The 19,896-nt window shown below is 66.2% G+C and carries 11 protein-coding genes; 5 read left to right on the forward strand and 6 right to left on the reverse strand.

The features are described from left to right. The first annotated feature begins 4 nt into the window (after positions 1-4). Together EJV47_RS02295 and EJV47_RS02300 are read left to right on the forward strand one after the other, a co-directional pair. The gene (locus EJV47_RS02295; protein WP_126691516.1) at positions 5-1,660 is read left to right on the forward strand and encodes a M28 family peptidase; all 1,656 of its coding nucleotides are present in this window, start codon (positions 5-7) and stop codon (positions 1,658-1,660) included. A gap of 86 nt (positions 1,661-1,746) precedes the next feature. Beyond that, positions 1,747-3,450, forward strand: coding sequence for a M28 family peptidase (locus EJV47_RS02300; RefSeq protein ID WP_207895811.1), 1,704 nt, complete (start codon positions 1,747-1,749; stop codon positions 3,448-3,450). A gap of 90 nt (positions 3,451-3,540) precedes the next feature. Here the strand turns inward: EJV47_RS02300 and EJV47_RS28350 are convergent, their stop codons facing one another. Then, the gene (locus tag EJV47_RS28350) at positions 3,541-3,918 is read right to left on the reverse strand and encodes a hypothetical protein (RefSeq protein WP_126691517.1); all 378 of its coding nucleotides are present in this window, start codon (positions 3,916-3,918) and stop codon (positions 3,541-3,543) included. A 44-nt stretch (positions 3,919-3,962) separates the two neighbouring features. Here EJV47_RS28350 and EJV47_RS02310 point away from each other — a divergent pair, with 44 nt between their 5' ends. After that, positions 3,963-5,351 carry a LutB/LldF family L-lactate oxidation iron-sulfur protein gene (locus EJV47_RS02310; protein ID WP_126691518.1) on the forward strand — a complete coding sequence of 463 codons (1,389 nt, stop codon included), beginning with the start codon at positions 3,963-3,965 and terminating at the stop codon, positions 5,349-5,351. Positions 5,352-5,480: 129 nt separating this feature from the next. Here the strand turns inward: EJV47_RS02310 and EJV47_RS02315 are convergent, their stop codons facing one another. Further along, a complete protein-coding gene (locus EJV47_RS02315) occupies positions 5,481-6,254 on the reverse strand; it encodes a hypothetical protein (RefSeq protein ID WP_126691519.1) in 774 nt (257 codons plus the stop codon). A 730-nt stretch (positions 6,255-6,984) separates the two neighbouring features. On the opposite strand from EJV47_RS02315, the gene EJV47_RS02320 reads away from it, so the two are divergent. After that, on the forward strand, positions 6,985-14,295 hold the full coding sequence (locus EJV47_RS02320) for a proprotein convertase P-domain-containing protein (protein WP_165903583.1): 7,311 nt from the start codon (positions 6,985-6,987) through the stop codon (positions 14,293-14,295). A gap of 123 nt (positions 14,296-14,418) precedes the next feature. Here the strand turns inward: EJV47_RS02320 and sdaAA are convergent, their stop codons facing one another. Further along, positions 14,419-15,324 (reverse strand): L-serine ammonia-lyase, iron-sulfur-dependent, subunit alpha, encoded by a 906-nt coding sequence (sdaAA, locus tag EJV47_RS02325; RefSeq protein WP_126691521.1) that lies wholly within the window; start codon positions 15,322-15,324, stop codon positions 14,419-14,421. Between the two features lie 302 nt (positions 15,325-15,626). Between sdaAA and EJV47_RS02330 the strand changes: the two genes are divergently transcribed. Beyond that, on the forward strand, positions 15,627-16,070 hold the full coding sequence (locus EJV47_RS02330; protein WP_126691522.1) for a GNAT family N-acetyltransferase: 444 nt from the start codon (positions 15,627-15,629) through the stop codon (positions 16,068-16,070). 60 nt (positions 16,071-16,130) lie between these two features. On the opposite strand, the gene EJV47_RS02335 is transcribed toward EJV47_RS02330, so the two are convergent. The 3 genes from EJV47_RS02335 to EJV47_RS02345 all read right to left on the reverse strand — a co-directional run bounded on the left by EJV47_RS02335 (position 16,131) and on the right by EJV47_RS02345 (position 19,701). After that, complete coding sequence (locus EJV47_RS02335) at positions 16,131-18,008, reverse strand: M48 family metallopeptidase (protein ID WP_126691523.1); 1,878 nt, start codon at positions 18,006-18,008, stop codon at positions 16,131-16,133. A gap of 88 nt (positions 18,009-18,096) precedes the next feature. Then, positions 18,097-18,555 carry a peptide-methionine (R)-S-oxide reductase MsrB gene (gene msrB, locus EJV47_RS02340; RefSeq protein WP_126691524.1) on the reverse strand — a complete coding sequence of 153 codons (459 nt, stop codon included), beginning with the start codon at positions 18,553-18,555 and terminating at the stop codon, positions 18,097-18,099. 354 nt (positions 18,556-18,909) lie between these two features. Next, entirely contained in the window at positions 18,910-19,701 is a 792-nt protein-coding gene (locus EJV47_RS02345; protein ID WP_126691525.1) for a M949_RS01915 family surface polysaccharide biosynthesis protein, read from the reverse strand. Positions 19,702-19,896: the final 195 nt, after the last annotated feature.

The raw sequence follows: 19,896 nt of genomic DNA on the forward strand, positions 1-19,896 counted from the left end.
CCCTATGCCCAGACTTATCCTCCCCGCCCTGTTGCTGGCCGCCGTGGTGGCTGGCAGCCCGGCCGCCCTGGCTCAGAAGAGCAAGGTGAAGCTCAAGCGTAAAACCGAGCAGGCCGCGGAGCCAGCGGCCACCCCGGCCGCGCCCGTCGACTGGTCGGTGCAGTACGCCAATACCATCACGCCCGAGGACCTGCGCCGCCACCTCACGGTGCTGGCCTCCGACGAGTACGAGGGCCGCGAAACCGGCCAGAAAGGCCAGAAAATGGCCGCCGAGTACCTGGCCAAGCAGTTTGCCGCCCTGGGCTTGACCGGGCCGGTGCCGAACTCCGACAACCCCTACATCCAGCACTTTACCATGGAGCGCAGCAGCTGGGCCTACGAGCAGATGCAGCTGCTGGTGGGAAAGCAGAGCTTCCAGGCGCTGACGGACTACTACGTGGGCGGCAACGCCGTTTTTGCGCAGCCCACCGTGGTGGAGCCCGTGTTCGTGGGCTACGGCATCGAGCAGGAAGGCTACAACGACTACGCCGGGCTGGACGTGGCCGGCAAGGACATCATCATCCTGGGCGGGGAGCCGCTGAAGGACGGCAAGCCCGTGCTGGGCCAGGAGGGCAAGCCCAGCAAGTGGGCCGATCCGCGCATGAAGGAGTCGTTGGCCATGCGCAAGAATCCGCGCTCGGTGTTCATCATCAACCCCGACGCCGACAAATTCATCCAGCTGCTGGCCCGCATCAAGCCCTACCTGAGCCAGTCGCGCATGAACTTCCCGGGCAAGCAGGGCCCGGCCCGGGCGGCTTCGTTTTCGGTGTCGCCGGCGGTGGGCGTGGCCCTGCTGGGCACCAATGCCGCCGGGCTGGCCAAGTACCAGGCCGCCGTGGCCGCCGCGGGCCAGCCGGTAAAGTCGCCCTTCAAGCCCGCGAAAGTGACGGTGCGCGCCCCGCGCAAAACCGAAACCTTCGCCACCGAAAACGTGATGGGCCTGCTGGAAGGCTCGGACAAAAAGGACGAGGTGCTGGTGCTGTCGGCGCACTACGACCACCTGGGCATCCAGGACGGGAAGGTGTACAACGGCGCCGATGACGACGGCTCGGGCACGGTGTCGGTGCTGGAGCAGGCCGAGGCCTTCGTGCAGGCCAAAAAGGACGGGCACGGCCCGCGCCGCAGCATCCTGTTTCTGACGGTGACGGGCGAGGAAAAGGGCCTGTTCGGCTCGGAGTACTACACCGATAACCCCGTCATTCCGCTCGCCCAAACCATTGCCGACCTGAACATGGACATGGTGGGCCGCTACGACGACCAGCACAAGGCCGGCGACCAGTACGTGGAGCTGGTGGGCTCCGACAAGCTCTCCTCGGAGCTGCACGCCATCAGCGAGGAAGCCAACAAGAAGTACACCCAACTGGACCTGGGCTACCGCTACAACGACCCCAAGGACCCCGAGCGCGTGTACTACCGCTCCGACCACTACAACTTCGCCAAGCACAAGGTGCCGGTCATTTTCTACACCACCGGCGACCATGCCGATTACCACCAGGCTACCGACGACGTGGACAAAATCGAGTTTCCGCTGATGACCAAGCGCAACCACCTGGTGTTCCACACCGCCTGGGAGCTGGTCAACCGCGACAACCGCATCGTAGTCGACTCGAATAAGCCTTAAATTGCTGAATGGCTGGATGGCTAAATGGCTGGTCGTTCGAGAACAACCAGCCATTTAACCATTCAGCCATTCAGCCATTAGCTATTATGCTCCGCATTCCCCTCCTACCCTTACTGCTGGCCGCGGCTATCGGCCTCGGTACGCCGGCGGCCCAGGCCCAGCGCAAAACCAAGGTCAAAACCAAAACCTCCGCCAGCCAGGCCGCGGCGCCCGCGCCGGCCACCGAGGTGCAGACCTACGCCAGCACCATCACGGCGGCCGATTTGCGCCAGCATTTGTCGGTGCTGGCCTCGGATGCCTACGAGGGGCGCGCCACTGGGGAGAAGGGGCAGAAACTGGCCGCTGAGTACCTGTCGACGCGCTTTCGGGAGCTGGGGCTGACGGGGCCGGTGCCGGGAGCCACCAATCCGTATCTGCAGCCGTTCGGGCTGCTGCGATACGCGCCCACTGGGCCGGGCATGGTGCGGGTGGGCGGCACGGCGGGCGGCGGCGGGCAGGAGTTCGAGGCCGGACGGCATTTCGTGGGCTTCGGGCCTTCGCCGTTTACCTCCGTCACCAAGGTCGAGCCGGTGTTTCTGGGCTTTGGCATCGAAACGGACAAGTACAACGACTACGCCGGGCAGGACGTGCGGGGCAAGGACGTCATCGTGCTGCAGGGCGAGCCGACGGACGGGCGCGGCCACTTCCTGCTCTCGGGCTCCAAGCAGGAATCGGAGTGGAGCACGGCCTTCCGCAAGGCCGCCCTGGCCCGCGACAAGGGCGCCCGCAGCATTCTGATGATAACCTTCGCGCCCAGCAGCAGCTTCAGCCTGATGGCCGACGGCATGGGTGAGGCCCTCACCGAGCCCGGCTACGAGCTGACGGCCCCGGTGCGCCAGCCGCTGAGCGGGCTGATGCTCAACGATGCGCCGCCCAGCGGCCTGGGCACCTACCTGACTTCGCTGGAGCTGGGCGCGGCCCTGCTCGGGGCTACGCCCGAGGCGCTGGGCCAGTACGTATTTGGCAGCTACACCACCCAGCGCCCCCCGCAGGACGCGCTCCGGCCCCAATCCTTCTGGATTGTGGTGCCCCAGACGCGCACCGAGCTGGCTTCCGAAAACGTACTGGGCCTGCTCGAAGGCTCGGACAAGAAGGACGAGGTGCTGGTCATTTCGGCCCACTACGACCACGTGGGCATTCAGCGCGACACCATCTTCAACGGGGCCGACGACGACGGCTCGGGCACCTCGGCGGTGCTGGAGCTGGCCCAGGCCTTCGTGCAGGCCAAAAAGGAGGGCCGCGGGCCGCGCCGCAGCATCCTGTTCCTGCTCAACGCCGGCGAGGAGCGCGGCCTGCTCGGCTCCGACTACTACACCGGCCACCCGGTGCTGCCGCTGGCCCAGACGGTAACGGACCTGAACATCGACATGATCGGGCGCACCGACCCGCGTCACTCCCCCACCGACCGGTATATCTACCTCATCGGCTCGGATAAGCTGTCGTCGCAGCTGCACGCGCTCAGCGAAACCGCCAACGACCGGTACGTGCGGCTGAAGCTGGACTACTTCTACAACGACCCCAACGACCAGGAGCACCTCTACTACCGCTCCGACCACTACAACTTCGCCCGCCACGGCATCCCGGTCATCTTCTACACCAGCGGCCTGCACTCGGATTACCACAAGGCCACCGACGACGTGGAGAAGATTGAGTTCGACAAGCTGGCCGAGCGCGCCCGGCTGGTATTCTACACCGCCTGGGAAGTGGCCAACCGGGAGCAGCGCCCCGTCGTCGACTCGAATAAGCCGTAACTGAATGGCTAAATGGTTGAATGGCTAAATGGCTGGTCGTTCTGTTGACGCTGGAACGGCCAGCCATTTAGCCATCCAACCATTTAGCCATTAAGCCAGGTGCTGCAGCGCTGCGGGCGTGAGCGGGGCGCCGCCGGCCTGCAGAAACTGCAGAAAATCCCGCTCGACGGCCGGGGAGGCCAGCGTCAGGGTATACCGGGCCCCATCCTGGAAGCGCAGCTCGATTTTGGAGCGACTCAGAAACTGTTCGGGCCGGTACCGGACTTCCCGCAAGGCAGTATATTCGTACTGGCTCATCCGGATGGACTTGATGGCCATGTGCCCCGGGAAAAGCACCAACTCCGGGCTTAGGCTGTTGTGGGAATGCACCGGGACAAACCCCAGCAGGAAAGTCCGGTAGTCAATCCGGTCGACCGGAACGGCAAAGCCCGCGTAGGGCAAGGGCGTCGGAATGCGAGGTAGCGCCATGACTGTTCCCGCCGGGGCGGACTCATTTTCAGGTAATTGACCTTATGATTTCTTCGGGTAAAGCTGCGCAATTTCTGACCGATTCCGACTCGAAGGCTTTCGATCTGGAGCACCGGCGCAAGATTCGCTTCAACATCGGCAAGTACAACGCGGCCGTGCAGACCGGCCTGGGCTGGTACCGCGACCATGAGCTGGCCCGCTCCCGCGCCGCTTACCGCAAGTCGCAGATTGTCAACAATCTTGACCAGTACCTGCTGCGGTGGGAGGAAAACTTCACCAAGCGCGGCGGCCGCGTCATCTGGGCCCAGGACGCCAAGGAGGCGCTGACGGAAATCGGCAAGATTGTGGCGCGCAAGCGGGCCCGCACCGTGGTGAAGGCCAAGAGCATGACCACCGAGGAAATTCACCTCAATCACTTCCTGGAGCAGAACGGGGTGGAATCGGTGGAAACGGACCTGGGTGAGTACATCGTGCAGCTCAACGGGGAGCGGCCCTACCACATCGTCACGCCGGCCATGCACCTGTCGAAGAAGGACATTGCCGACATCTTCGTCAAGCACCTGCACATCGAGCCCACCGACGACGCGCAGAAGCTGGTGGCCACGGCCCGCAAGCTGCTGCGCGGCAAGTACACCGCCGCCGAAGTGGGCATTACGGGCGGCAACTTCCTGGTGGCCGACGTGGGCGGCGTGGCCGTGACCGAAAACGAGGGCAACGCCCGCCTCTCGGCCACCTTCCCGCGCACCCACATTGCCGTGGTTGGCATCGAAAAGCTGATTCCCTCGCTGCAGGACCTGGACCTGTTCTGGCCCCTGCTGAGCACCAGCGGCACCGGCCAGCAGCTGACGGTGTACAACACCGTGTACCTGGGCCCGCGCCAGCCGCTGGAAAAGGACGGCCCCGAGGAAATGTACGTGGTGCTGCTCGACAACGGCCGCACCAACCTGCTGGCCCAGCCCGATAAGCGCGAGGCCCTGCAGTGCATCCGCTGCGGCGCCTGCCTGAACGTGTGCCCGGTGTACAAGAACATCGGCGGCCACACCTACGAGGCCACCTACTCCGGGCCCATCGGCTCGGTCATTACCCCGCACCTGGCCGGCTTCGAGGAAAACAAGCACCTGAGCTACGCCTCGTCGCTGTGCGGGGCCTGCTCGTCGGTGTGCCCCGTCCGCATCCCGATTCACAACATCCTGCTGCTCAACCGCCAGCAGTCGGTGCGGGAGCACCTGAACGACAAGGAGGAGGAGCGCGGCATCAAGCTCTGGCTCTACGGCATGAAGCACCGCTGGACCTGGGGCGTGGCCCCCACCGCGGCCAAGAACTGGGTGCTCGACCGGCTGCTCGGCCAGGTAGGCTGGAGCAAGCGCCGCGACGCCATTAAGCTGGCGCCGAAGTCGTTCCGGCAGCAGTGGAAGGAGCGGCCGAAGAAGTAGACGCGCCAACCGCCGCCAGCAACGAAAATGAGCCAGGTCACCCTCCTACGGTGCCTGGCTCATCTGTTCGGTACAGGGGGTGGTGCCTGCCGCGCTACCGAGACGCAACAGCGTGGGTGGGTTCGGGGGTTACATGGCCTGCTGCCGAATGAGCATGGCCGTAACGGCCGTGGCCACCGGGCCTTTCAGCGCGGGCGTGAGCGTGGGCTCCACCCACACCCGGCCGCGGCCCATCAGCTCCACGGCGGCCACCACCGCGCCATCGGCTTCCACGAACTCGTAGCCGACGGGGGCGCCGAAGGGCATGTTCATGGGGCGACCGTCGCGGCGCAGCAGTTGGGAGATGGGGCGCACTTCCAGCCAGTAGTCCCCGTTGGAGAGCGTGCCGCGGGCGAACTGCGGCCGGTCGCCGAGCTGGTTCTTGCTTTCGAGCAGCAGCTGCCACACCGGCTGGTTGGGGGCCTGGATGACGCTGCTGAACATTTCCTCGCTGTAGAGGCTGATACTGGTGCGGCTGTTGGGCCCGGGCATCACCCGCATGTCGTCGCTGTGGCTGAAGTAGGCGCACCGGGCCTGCCAGGTGGTGCCCGCCACCGGCTGCATGGTAAACGAGCTTTTCTGCTTGGCGCGGGTCTGGTCGAGCCACACGGGGGCCAGCCAGCTGCCAAAGCCCCAGGAGGACGTGCTCAGCCAGCCCTGCTTGACCCGGACGGTGGCAAACTCGCCAAACTGGTAGCTGTGCCGGAAGCCCTGCTTGCCGGTGACGGGCAGCGGCGCGGCGGCCGCCAGCGGGGCGGGCACCACCATGGAAACGCGGCTGGCCGAGCAGCTGGCCAGGCCCAGCAGGGCACCGCCCAGCAGCAGGATTTGAAGAGAGGAAGCAGACGTTTGGAAGCGGGTCATCGGGAGCAGAATTTTGTTTTCGTTGGTAGCAGAGGCGGAACAAGGAGCAGGCCAGAAATCAGTAGTACCAACCACATCTTCGGGGGATGTCGGGCGCTGGCCTACCTCCTACTGTGGCGCTGGCACGACGAAACGTTGGCTGCCTTCCATAGCAATTATCAACTACCTTGGCAGACTGTTTCTTACCAATGAAATACTACCTGTCAGGTCTATGCATTTTAACGGTATCGGCCACCAGACATCACCCCAGCCCACCGCGGCTGCGGCCGGAAAGTCAACTGGTCCGGTTGCTTTTCGGCAGCGCGGCGCAGTAGGTATTTACTCGGATATTCGTTGGATTCTTGGGGCAAACCGTGCAAATAATCATAAAGACCGGACTGGTTTTTGTGCTGGCAGATGAATAAATTGCTCGATATGTTGCCGAATGATTGGCCCGGCTTCTCGTTCGGCGGCCGAGTCCCACCCACTCAGCTCTTTCTATCGTCACATTTCCACCTACTTCATAGCCGCTTTTCGCGGCTTGGGTGAGGCCTGCACCCCATCGGGCTCCTAATCACCCCGCTGCTTACTTCCAGCATCCACCCGGCTCCGAACAGGTGCCCGATACTTTTTTGCCCTTTGCTCACCTCACTTTCCTTCAATGCAGACACACTTATTCACTGACAGGCAACCACTTTCCAAACGAGTGCGGGACGCCGGCCACCGCTGGTTCGGCGGCCTGACCTTACTGTTGCTTGCGCTACTGAGCGGCCCGGCCACCTGGGCGCAGAGCGTAACGAATTACGCCTTCTCGCAAGGCAGCGGAACCTATGCGCCCATTAGTGGCACCGTCCTGGGTACTGCTACCTCATCCACTAGTGTTGGTGGCTCGCTCGACAACACCATTTACGCGTCGGGTACCCTGCCGTTTACGTTCTACTTCAACGGCACCGGCTACACCAGCTGCAACGTCTCGACCAACGGCTTTATCACGTTCGGCACCACCGCCCCTAGTTCATCAAGCTACACGCCCATCAGCGCCACTACGGCTTATGCCGGCGCCATTTCGGCCGTGGGCATCGACCTGAACGCGGTAGCAACCGGCGACATTCAGGTCCAGACCGTGGGCACGGCTCCCAACCGGGAGTTTGTAATCCAGTGGAGCAAGTTCCGGCCCTATGCCTTGTCGAGCACCGCTTACGTGCAGCTCAACTTCCAGATCCGGCTGAAGGAGGACAACACCATCAGCATTGTGTACGGTACTGGCCCTACTACCGGCTCCCCCGCCACCAGCGGCTCGGCCCAGGTGGGCCTGCGCGGCGCTACCAACAGCGACTATAAAAACCGCATCATCACCGCCAACGCCTGGGCCAGCTCCACGCCCGGCACGGCCAACACCAGCAGCGCGGTACTATCCACTACCTCCCTGCCGCCATCCGGACTGATTTTTTCTTTCGCGGCCCCGCAGCCGGCGGCCCCCACCACGCTGACGTTTGCCAACGTCACCGGTACGGGCCTGACGCTCGGCTTCACCGATAACTCGACGACGGAAACCAAGTTCCTGGTGCAGCAGTCGACGGACAACATCACGTTTACGACCCCGACGGGCGGCACCATCACCAGCACGACTACGGCGGGTACCGGCACGGCTTACTCGCTGAACCTGACGGGCCTCACGCCGGGTACTACCTATTATTTCCGGGTCTTGGCCGTGGCCGAAGTGCCTTCCAGCGCCCTCACCGGCTCGCAGGCTACCGCCGCCGGCACGCCCCGCTCGGTGAGCAGCCTCACGTACACCCAGAACGGGGCCACTACCTACCGCGGCCAGGTCAACCAGCAGGTGACGGGGCTGAACGTGAATACGGCCGGCAACAGCGGCAGTGCCCTGACGCTCAACAGCATTACCTTTGACTTGGGCAGTACCAGCGCGGCCGACATCACCAACGCCCGCCTGTACAGCACGGGCAGCAGCGCCACATTTGCCACGACCACGCTGGTGGCCACGACGGGCACCATCGCCGGCAGCTACACGCTGACGCTGACCACGCCCGCCGCGCTGCCGACCGGCGACAATTATTTCTGGCTGGCCTACGACATCACGGCCACGGCCACGCCCGGCAATACGGTGGCCTCGGTGCCGACGGCCATCGACGTGGCGGGCACCAGCTACACGGCCGCCAGCACGCCGGCCATTACGCGGAGTGGCCCGGCGGCCGCCCGTACCATCGCCGCGCCGCTCAACGGCACCTACTCCGTGGGCGTGGGCGGCCAGTACCCCACGCTGACGGCCGCCATCAGCGACCTGACCCTGCGCGGTATCGACAACACGACGGCCGGCGCGACGGGCGTTACGTTCTCGCTCATCAACCAGGCGGCCACGACGGTGTACAACACCGCCAACGGTGAAACCTTCCCGCTGACGCTGGGCGTCATTGCGGGCGCCGACGCCACCCACCGCCTCACCATCAAGCCCGCCAGCGGCGTGACGGCCAGCATCAGCGGCAGCGCGGCCAGCTCGGGCGCTATCGTGCTCAACGGGGCCGACTACGTCACCATCGACGGCTCGAACGCGCCGGGCGGCACCACGCGCGACCTGAGCATCACCAACTCCAATACCAGCGCCAGCGCGGTGGCCATCTGGGTGAAAAGCCTGGGCACCGGGGCCGGGGCCACCTACGACCAGCTGCTGAACCTGAACCTGGCCGCCGGCTCCAACTCGGTCAACAGCTTCGGCATTTTCGTCGGCGGCAGCAGCGTCAGCACCTCCGGTACCGGCGCCGACAACGACTACCTGACCCTGCAGAACAACGCCATTACGACCTGCTACATGGGCATCTACGTGTCGGGCACGACGGCTACCTCGGCCGGCGGCCTCGACGGCCTCGTGGTTACGGGCAACGTGGTCGGGCCGGCTACGGCTGCTGCCGCCACTAACATCACCGGCTTCGGGATGCGCCTGGCCTACGCCGTGGGCGCCAGCGTGAGCGGCAATACGGTGCGCAACGTGGCCACGAGCACCGACCGGCCCCTGTACGGCCTACTCGCCGCGTATACCCCGGGCCTGACACTGACCAACAACGTCGTCACGGACATTACCATCTCAAACACGTTCGGGACCTACGACGCGTACGGGCTGGTTCTGAGTACGGGCGTACAGAATGCCACCATCAACGGCAATACCATCAGCGGGCTGTCGACCAATAGCACCGACACCGACTATGTGCCGGCGGGCTACGCCCTGGTTGTGAATACCGGCACGGCCAACGCCAACGTCACGCTCAGCAACAACGCCGTGAGCAACGTCACGGGTCGCTGGGGGCCGATTGGCATTTTCGTGGCGGGCTCGACGGCGCAGAGCGGCCTGAGCTTCTACTACAACTCCGTGAACCTGGCCGGCAGCTACACCAGCAGCAGCGGGGCGCTGTCGGCGGCGTTCTACGTGGCCAGCGGGGCTACCGGCCTGGATGTGCGCAACAACATCTTCGCCAACACCCTGACGGGCAGCAACAGCTCCACCGCCAACTACGCGTTTGTGAGCGACGCGCCCAAGACGGCGTACACCGTCAGCAACTACAACGACTACTACGTCAGCGGGACGCAGAACGTAGTGGCCTACTTCAGCGGCGGCAACCGCACCCTGCCTCAGCTGCAGGACGCCACCACCGGCACGGGCCAGGACGCCAACTCGATCAGCAAGCTGCCGCCCTTCGTCTCGGCCACCAACCTGCACATCGATAACACCCAGCCGACGGCCCCGGACCTGAACGGCAAGGCCACGCCGGTAAGCGTGACAACCGACTTCGACAGCCAGGCCCGCAACGCCTCCACGCCCGACATCGGGGCCGACGAGTTTAACCTGCCCACCCAGGACGTGGGCATTACGGCGCTGGTGCAGCCGGGCGCGGCCAACTGCTACGCCGGCACCCAGCCAGTGCAGGTGACCATCCGGAACTTCGGCAGTACGGCCACCGCGCTGCCCATCCCGGTAGCGGTTACCATCACCTTCCCCGACAACTCGACGCAGACGCTGACGGGCACCTACTCCGGTACCCTGGCCGCCGGCGCTACGGCCGATTTTGCGGTGGGCACCTACACCGTAACGACCAGCGGCAGCTACACCTTCGCGGCCACGACGGCCTATTCGGCCGACCCGACGGCCAGCAACGACGCCTACAGCCAGACCGTCACCGTGACCGTGCCGGAGGCCATTACCATCGTGGCGTCGCCCGTTACGCCGGTGTGCGGCGGCTCGCCGGTAACGCTGACGGCCAGCAGCGGCACCGCTTATACGTATAGCTGGACCAGCACCACCGGCGGCGCCCTGGCTACCACCACCGGCGCGACGGTGACGGCCAACCCGACGCAGACGGCCACCTACACCGTAACCGGCGTCAGCGGCTCGTGCACGATTACCCAGACGGTTACCGTCACCGTCAGCCCGACGCCGGCGGTGAGCGTAACAGCCCCGACCAGCGTGTGCGAAGGCAACTCGTTTACGGTGGCCGCGGCGGCTACCAGCACCAGCTACGATATCAGCGCCACGGCCGCCCCGACCGCCGGCATCCCGGACAACAGCACCACGGGCGTGTCGTCGACGGTGACGCTGAGCGGGGCCCCGGCCGGCGCCGTTGTCAGCAACAACAGCGTTATCAAGGTCACGCTCAACATCAACCACACCTTCGACAGCGACGTGGACGTGTACCTGGTGGGGCCGAACGGGGCCGGCACGCTGGAGCTGACCACCGACAACGGCAGCTCGGGCCTCAACTACACCAACACGGTGCTGAGCACGGCTGCCACCAACGTCATCGGCCCGCCCGGCAATAACACCGCCCCCTTCACCGGCACCTACCGCCCCGAAGGCACCACCGCCACCGCCCCCACGCTTGGCTCCTACACGCTGCCAGCCGCGGCCCTGAACGGGGCCGCTGTCAACGGCACCTGGACGCTGTGGGTGTTCGACGATGTCTCCGGCGACATTGGCACGCTGGCCAACTGGTCGTTGCAGATTTCGGAAACCAACCCGACGACCAGCACCCTGACCGGCCCGGCCGGCGCCACCATCACCGGCCCGGTGGTCAGCGGCAATACCGCCACCTTCACCGTCAACAACGCCCCGACGGGCGCCAACGCCTACACGCTCACGACCACCGACAACGTGAGCAGCTGCGCCACCACGACGGCCGTGAACGTGACCGTCAACCCCGGCCCGACGGCCACCGTGACCAGCACGCCCCCGACCGTCGACCCCGGCCAGGCGGCTACCGTGACCATTGCCCTGACGGGTACCGGTCCGTGGACGTTTACCTACACCACCAACGGCGCCAACCCGCAGACGGTCACCAATACGAGCACCAACCCCTATACCTTCAGCACCGGCGCGCTTTCGAGCCCGACGACCTACGCACTGACGGCCCTGAATGACGCCAGCTGCCCGGCTACGGCCGCCAACCTGGCCAGCGCCACGGTCACCGTGGGCATCAATGCGCCGCAGGTAGACGTGGCCGCCGTGGCCCTGCTCAGCCCGGCCAGCACCCTGAACAGCTGCGTCAGCGGCCCGCAGACGGTGACGGTGCGCGTCCAGAACGCGGGCACCCAGCCCCTGAACCTCAGCACTGACCCAGTGACCGTGACGGTGAACGTGACGGGCGCCGCTACCCAGACGTACACGACCACGCTCAGCACCGGGACGCTGGCCGCCAACGCCACCCAGGACGTGACGCTGACCACCGCGCTGAGCATGAGCACCTCGGGCACCTATACCTTCGCCCTGAGTGCCACTACCCCCGCCGACGGCAATACCGGCAACGACACCCGCACCGAAACGCGGACCGTGCCGCTGGCCCCGGCCGTGGTGGTGACGGCCCCAACGGAAAACTGCGCGGGCACGTCGTTCACGGTATCGGCGGCGGTGAATACTTACTCGGGCACGGCCGCCCCGAACGCCGCCATTCCCGACAACAGCACCACGGGCGCTACCTCGACGGTAACGCTGAGCGGGGCCCCGGCTGGCGCCGTCATCAGCAGCAGCAGCCTTATCCGGGTCCGGCTCAACATCAACCACGCTTACCTCGAAGACGTGGACGTGTACCTGGTGGGACCGAACGGGGCCGGCACGCTGGAGCTGACCACCGACAACGGCGGCTCGGGTGACAACTACACCAACACGGTGCTGAGCACGGCCGCTACCAACGTCATCGGCTCGACGGGCAACACCACCGCCCCCTTCACCGGCACCTACCGCCCCGAAAGCACCACCGCCACCGCCCCGGCCGTGGGCTCCTACGCCCTGCCGGCCGCGGCCCTGAACGGGGCCGCTATCAACGGCACCTGGACGTTGCGCGTGTTCGACGATGCTTCCCTGCTTTCGGGGACGCTGGTGAACTGGACGCTGGAAATTACCGACCCGGTCAGTGGCGCCGTCAGCACCCTGACCGGCCCGGCCGGCGCCACCATCACCGGCCCGGTGGTCAGCGGCGGCACCTCGACGTTTACGGTGAGCAACGCCCCGCTGGGCGCCAACGGCTACACCCTGACGACCACCGACAACACCACCAACTGCGCGGTGACCAACAACTTCTCGGTGACGACGACAGAAACCAGCACCTGGACCGGCGCGGTATCGACGGACTGGAACACGGCCGGCAACTGGTCGGCCTGCGTGCCGGACCAGACCATCAACGCGCTGATTCCGGGCGGCCTGGCCCGCTACCCGGTGCTGCCGACGCTGTCGGGCGGCTACGACGTGAAGTCGCTCACCATTGCCAGCGGGGCCACGCTCACGCACAGCGCCAGCAACCTGCGCGTCTGGGGTGACCTGACCAACAACGGCACGGCCACGTTCTCGGGCGGCACGGTCCTCTTCCGGGGCGGCGCGGCCCAGACGCTGACCGGCACATTGAGCTTCAACAACGTGACGGTGAACAAATCGGCCGATACGCTGCGGGTGGTGGGCAACCAGACCATTGCCGGCAGCCTGACCATGACCAGCGGCATCTTCAAGACCTACTCGCCCGCTACCACCTACCAGCTCACGCTGGCCGGCACGATTTCGGAAACGGCCAGCAGCTTCGTGCTGGGCAACGTGGTGAGCAGCGCCACGCTCGGCACCGACGGGGCCAGCTCCGACTTCGGCGGCCTGGGCCTGACGCTGACCGCCCGCAGCACCGGCGGGGCCAGCCTGCCCGGCCTCACCACCGTGCTGCGCCGCACCGGTAAGCCCATGTACGGCATGTCGAACAGCACCAGCATCCGCCGCCAGTACGACATCCAGCCCGCCGTCGACACCAATCTGAACGTGGATATGGTGTTCGGCTACGCGGATTCGGGCTACGAGCTGCACGGCCTCCCGGAAGCCGAGCTGACCTTGTTCAGCAACGCGGGCGTGCCCGGTGGCTGGCGCCAGGAAGGCTTCACCAGCCGCGACGCGGCGGCCAACACCGTGACGCTGAACGGCCTGAACCACCTCTCCCTGTGGACCCTGGGCAGCAGCGCCACGCCGCTGCCGGTGAGCCTGACCAGCTTCGAGGCCAAGCGCCAAGGAGCTGACGCCCTGCTGACGTGGACGACGGCCCAGGAGAAAAACAACCGGGGCTTCGAGGTGCAGGTATCGACGGACGGGCGCACCTTCCGCCGGCTGGGCTTCGTGGCCAGCGAGGCCCCCAACTCCACTACCGCCCGCCGCTACCAGTTTCTCGACCGCGAAGCCGGCAAGCAAGGCCTGCGCTACTACCGCCTGCGCCAGCTGGACCTGGACGGCACCGAGGCCTTCTTCGGGCCCAAGGCGGTGCAGTTTGAGGGCGGGGTGAAGCTGGCGGTGTCGGTCCTGCCCAACCCCTTCGGTCAGCAGCTGAGCGTGGACGTGACCAGCCCCGCGGCCGGCGCCACCGAGCTGCTGCTCTACGATGCCCTGGGCCGCGTGGTACTGCGGCAGCCGGTGCAGCTGGGCGCGGGAGCCCAGCGCGTGGAGCTGCGCGAAGTGCAGCAGCTGCCCGCCGGCACCTACCTGCTACGCCTGAGCAGCGCCGGCCAAACCGGCACCGTGCGCGTGGTGAAGCAGTAAAAGCCCAGTTGGTGCGTAAAAAAAGCCCTGCCGACAGTGTCGGCAGGGCTTTTTTGTGGTCGAACGTGACCGGACAAAGCTGCTGTCTGCTGGCGGCTCCAGCGGCCCGCCCTACGCCAGGGCCTATGCCTCGGGCTGGTCGGGCAGAATCTGGATGTCCTGCACCAGCACCTTCTGCTCGATCTGGCGGGCGCGCGGGGTATTGGCCAGGCCGCCCAGGGCGGTTTCCTTGTAGCGCGTTTCCATGCTTTCCCCCACTTCGCCCAGAGCCGCCACGCACTGGTCGACGGGAATGACCGGGTCGACGCCGGCAATGGCAATCTGGGCGGAGGAGAAGGCAATGGCCGAGGCCGAGGCGTTGCGCACCACGCAGGGCACTTCCACCAGCCCGGCCACCGGGTCGCACACCAGCCCGAGCATGCACTGAATGGTAATGGCTACGGCGGCGAAGGTCTGCTCCACCGAGCCACCCAGGGCGTACACGATGGCCGCCGAGCCCATGGCCGCCGCCGAGCCGGTTTCGGCCTGGCAGCCGCCCACGGCCCCGGCCAGGGAGGCGTTCTGCTCGATAATGAGGGCCACGCCGGCCGCAATCAGCAGGCCTTCGAGGATGGTTTGGTCATCAAGCTGGTGCAGCTCCTGCACGGTGGTGAGGATGCCGGGCAGGATGCCCGAGGCCCCGGCCGTGGGCGCGGCCACCACCCGGCCCATGCAGGAGTTGACTTCCTTGGCCCCGAGGGCGCGGGTGACGAGCATCTTAAACTCGGGCGACAACACGGTGACGGGCGAGGCGGCAACTTTCTTGGCGCCGTTCTTAATCATGCCCGAGCGCGAGGTCATGTCGGTCGTGAGGCCGGTGTGCACCGCGTCGCGCATCACGTCGTAGGCGCGCTGCAGGCCGTCCCAGATGTCGGCCTCGGAGCGGCCCTTCTGCTCCATCTCGTAGGCCAGCACGGGCTGCCAGAGGGCTTCGCCGGTACTGGCGCAGTGCTGCTGCCAGGAGGCAAAATCGGTGAATAACAAAGACATGGTCGGGTGGGGAAAACGGGGAATGGATTGGAAACCGCGGCGGCTCCCGACTGCTTCAAACGCAGCCGCTGAAAACCGGGTGCCCCGCGGGGCGGCGAATTTCGCTAATTCCCCTCCGATGGCCACCCTAGTACCGCATTGGAGTGCTGCGGCATTCGTCGCGCCGGGCCGGAGTACCGCCCCAGGGTGAAGCTGCTCAAGGACATACACCCGCCGGCCGCGCTTCTGCCCAACCGGTCAGGGGGCTTGCCGGCCTCACGCTCAAACCGGCTTGCTACCTTGGCAGCCTCATGACAGCCCCTATGTCTTCCGAGCAGTTCACCATCAGCACCGACGCGGCCCGCCTCGACGTGGCCCTGATTCACGACTACCTCAGCAATCATTCCTACTGGGCGCCGGGCATCAGCCAGGAGCTGGTGGAGCGCAGCATCCGCAACTCCCTGTGCTTCGGCCTTTACGCCCCCGATGGCCGGCAGGCCGGCTTTGCCCGCATCATCTCCGACCGCGCCACCTTCGCCTACCTCTGCGACGTGTTCGTGCTGGAGGAGTTCCGGGGCCGGGGCCTCAGCAAGCGGCTGATGCAGTACATCAGCCAGCACCCCGAGCTGCAGGGCCTGCGCCGCTGGATGCTCGGCACCCGCGACGCCCACTCGCTCTACGCCCAGTTCGGCTTCACGCCCCTGGCCAGCCCGGGCCGTTTCATGGAAAACGCCAAGCTCGACCCGTACCGGCCGGTGGCGCAGTAGAAGCCACTGGGGTAGGCCAGCTCACTCAGCCTGCATAGCACGCAGCATGACCGTGGCGGGTCAGTGCAGTGTCAACGCGGCGCCGGGCATCTGGCGGGCGGCTTTTTCGATCCAGGCGTTGTCCTTGCCGGTGCCGGTGCTCACCACAAACGTCTCGCCGGGCAGTTCCAACTCCCGGGCCAACTGTTGTACCCAGGCGTGGCTGTCGGCCAGGGGGCGGGGCTGCATGGCGGCGGGTGGCGCTACTACCAGCACGTACAGGGGCTTGTGGGTAAAGTACCTCACCTGCTTGCGCAGCAGCCAGGCTTCAGCCACGGTATACTCGGGCCGCCGCAACTGAGCCACCAGAGCGTCCGCTTGCTCCGCCGTCAGGCCGTGGGCCAACAACAGGTCGCCGGGGCGCACAGCTTCGCGCTCAGCCGCGGCCTCGTCGAACTGGTCGGCGTGGCGCAACTGGGCGTCGCCGAGCTGGCGCACGGTTTCCCGCTCGCCCCGGCGCAGGTAGTAGGCTTCCTGAATGGTCAGCCCGGCGGCCACGTACTGGGGTTCCTGGTCCATCACCTCCTGCAGCCAGGGCAGGCCGGCGGGGTCATCGAGGTTGGTCAGCACCCGGCCCAGCGAGAAGCAGGCGGCTACTCGCCACTTTGGCTCGTCGATCAGCGCCTGAAACAGGGGCAGAGCCTCCCGGCCGCCGACGTGGTCTTCGGTCAGATCGGCCCGCTCCCACTGCTCGTCGGGCGTAAGAGCGTCGCCGGCGGCGTGGCGGGCGTCCAGCTCGCGCAGGCGCTGCAACTGTCGCTGCAGCTCGGCGTGGCGGGCCTCCCATACTTCCCGGCGGTCGGTATGCCACTGGGCGTCGAGCTGGGCGGTGAGCTGGGGCAGCGCCGCGCCCAGCCAAGCTTCGGCGGCCGTGTGAGCGGGCGGCGCGGGTACGGCCGGCGCCTGACCCAGGGCCTGCAGCCGTTCCCCCAGCGTGGGGTGGGTGCTGAACGGGTCGGGGTCGGCTTCGAAAGCTTCGCGTAGCAGGCGCTGCTCTTCCTCGGCCTCCAGGCGGGCAGTTTTGGCCACGGGCAGCAACTGGCTGAAGCAGTCGGCGGGGGGCGCGGCCTGCTCCGCCAGCCGGGCGGCCAGCGGGTCCCAGTACTGCTTATCAAGCGCAGCGTCGCGCACTACCAGGGCGCACAGGGCCGCAGCCATAGCGGCCGGACTCGTCACCCGGGCCGCAGCGGCATCGGCGGCAAATTCCTGGGTGCGCCGCAGCGGGTGCGACCAAGCCTCGAAGCGCGGTACGTACCAGGCCGTGAAGCGCGAGAACATGCTTTGGCGGTCTTGCCGCTCCAGCTGCTGAATCAGCTGCGCCCAGGTCTGCCCAACGCGGTACACCCAGGCCCCGAAGCGCCCGTCGCCCCCACGCAGGTGGCCCAGCTCGTGGGCTACCACGGCGGCGGCCTGCTCCGGCGTGAGGGCCTGCAGCAGCGGCAGCCCCACCACCACGTAGTTGCGCGACCAGCCCAGCGGCCCCAGGCGCGGTACCTGTACGGCCGAGGCATTGAACTCCCCGGAAAGCAGCACCCGGTGCACGCGCGGCGCGCGCAGCTGCCGGGCCTGCTGGTTTAGCAGCGCCAGCAGCGGGGCGGCTTCGGCGCGGCGCAGGCGCAGGCCGGTAGGAGGCTCAAACTTCACCCACATAGACATGAAGACCTTCCCGGCGAAGAAAGCCGGAATGGCCGCCAGCTTGATAATCAGCCCCGAGGCCCCGACGGCAAAGCCCAGCAGCAGTACCAGCACCACCAGCCCGGCCGAGCCGAACAGCAGGCCCAGGACGCCCGCGTAGCCGAGCACCGCCCACCACCACACCCGCCGCCGGTAAGCGGCCGGGTCAGCTTCGGCCAGGGGCTGCAGCCGGCGCAGCTGCCCCACAAATTCTTCACGCGTCATAAAATCAAGCCGCTATAAAGGCACAGAAAAGCCGGTACGTCTGGCACGACGCACCGGCTTCTAAGTTACGCAAGCGGCCCGAACGATACTAGGCCGGCTGCTCTTCGCTCACCAGCTTCAGGGCGGCCGAGTTGATGCAGAAGCGCAGGCCCGAGGGGCGCGGGCCGTCGGGGAAGACGTGGCCCTGGTGGGCGTCGCACACGTTGCAGAGCACTTCCACGCGCACCATGCCGAAGCTGGTGTCCTTCTTGTACTTCACCACGTTGTCTTTCACCGGCTCGGTGAAGCTCGGCCAGCCCGTGCCCGACTCGAACTTGGTGCGCGAGTCGTACGCGGGCGTGCCGCAGCACACGCAGGCGTACAGGCCGGGGTCGTGGGCTTCGCAGTATTCGCCGGTGCCGGCGCGCTCGGTGCCGTGCTGGCGCGTGATGTAGTACTGCTCGGCGGTAAGCTGCTCGCGCCACTCGGCGTCGGTTTTCTCGACGCGGCGGTCGGGGGCAGGAGTGCCGTTGTTGGCTTCGCGGATGACGTCGGCCCAGGTATACATAGGGGTGCGGTTTGGTTCGGAATTGATGACGGAGTTGATAGCAACGGTTTCGGGGGCCCGGCGGTTTAAACGCCGACGGTGCTTCGGCCCCCAAACCAGCCCTGGATACGCAGCAATAGGCCCGCATACCCCCTGCCAGCCTGTTATGACGTCATACCAGGCCATTCTGAATCGAAAATGCCTCGGCACGACGTCATACCAGGACATTTTCAATTGAAAACAGCTCGGTATAACATCAAACCAGGGAATTTTCAGCTTGAAACGGCTTGGTACGACGTCTTACCAGGACATTTTCAATTGAAAACAGCTCGGTTGAATGTCAGCCGCTGCCTTTTCACTCGGAAATGCCTGGGGCTACTCCGCGTCGGCGCCGGTGTCCAGGTCGCGGGCCACGTAGCGGCGCCAGTGGGCGCGGGCAAAGCCCAGAAACGCCCGCGGCGCCCCGCGGAAATCGTTTTCATTCTCGTAGCGGCCGGCGGCCAGCTCGTAGTGCTCCTCCAGCTCAGCCTGGCCGATGGTATCGAGGCAGCAGGCGTTGGCGGGCACGCGCTGGGTGAGCGGCACCGAGTCGTACTGCACCACGGTGTAGCCGCGCAGGGCGTATTTGGCCTTGCCCTCGCGCAGGATGAGCTTGAGGTCGGCGGGGCTCACGTCGCTGCGGCAGCTGAGCTTGTAGACGAGCGTGGTTTCGGTCTGCCCGTCGTGGTCGAGGTCGGTGACGCGGGTGGCGCCGGGCAGCGGGCCCAGGTCGAGGTCGAAGGGACAGTTGCGCACGGCGTCCTGCAGGCGCCACAGCTCCTGGTACTGCCCACCGGCCGCGCGCACGTACTGGCGGGCAAACAGCTCCACGGTGCGGCCCTCCATGTCGGTGTCGGCCAGGTCCTTGACAACCGGCTTGGTCCGGTACACCACCAGCACGTTCTCCCCGTTGGCGTCGCGCCAGCGCCGGGCCTGCAGCAGCTGCCCCGGCGGCTTATCCAGCGGCGGCAGCTGTGCGGCCGCCAGCGAATCGACCTTTCCCGCCCAGCCGCCGGCGGCGTCGTTATCGGCTGAAGCGGCGGCGGGCGGCGGGGCAGTCTGGGGGTCCGACTGGCAGGCGGCAGCAAAGCCCAGCAAAGCGGGCAGAAGGCGGATTGCGCGTTGCATATAGGCAAACCTACGTATTTGCGCCGCGCCGGATTCAACAGCGGCTGGCGCCGGTTTAATGAGCGAAGCGAGTGTAACCGGTGCCCGGCATAACGCAGGTTTTCAACCTGCGTGAGGCGTTGCTACGGCAGCCTGGGCGGGGCCTTTCAGGCGGCGGACGCAGGCTGAAAGCCTGCCTGATTTTAGGCACCGGTT

It is taken from the genome of Hymenobacter gummosus (assembly GCF_003970915.1).
Lineage (GTDB): Bacteria > Bacteroidota > Bacteroidia > Cytophagales > Hymenobacteraceae > Solirubrum > Solirubrum gummosum.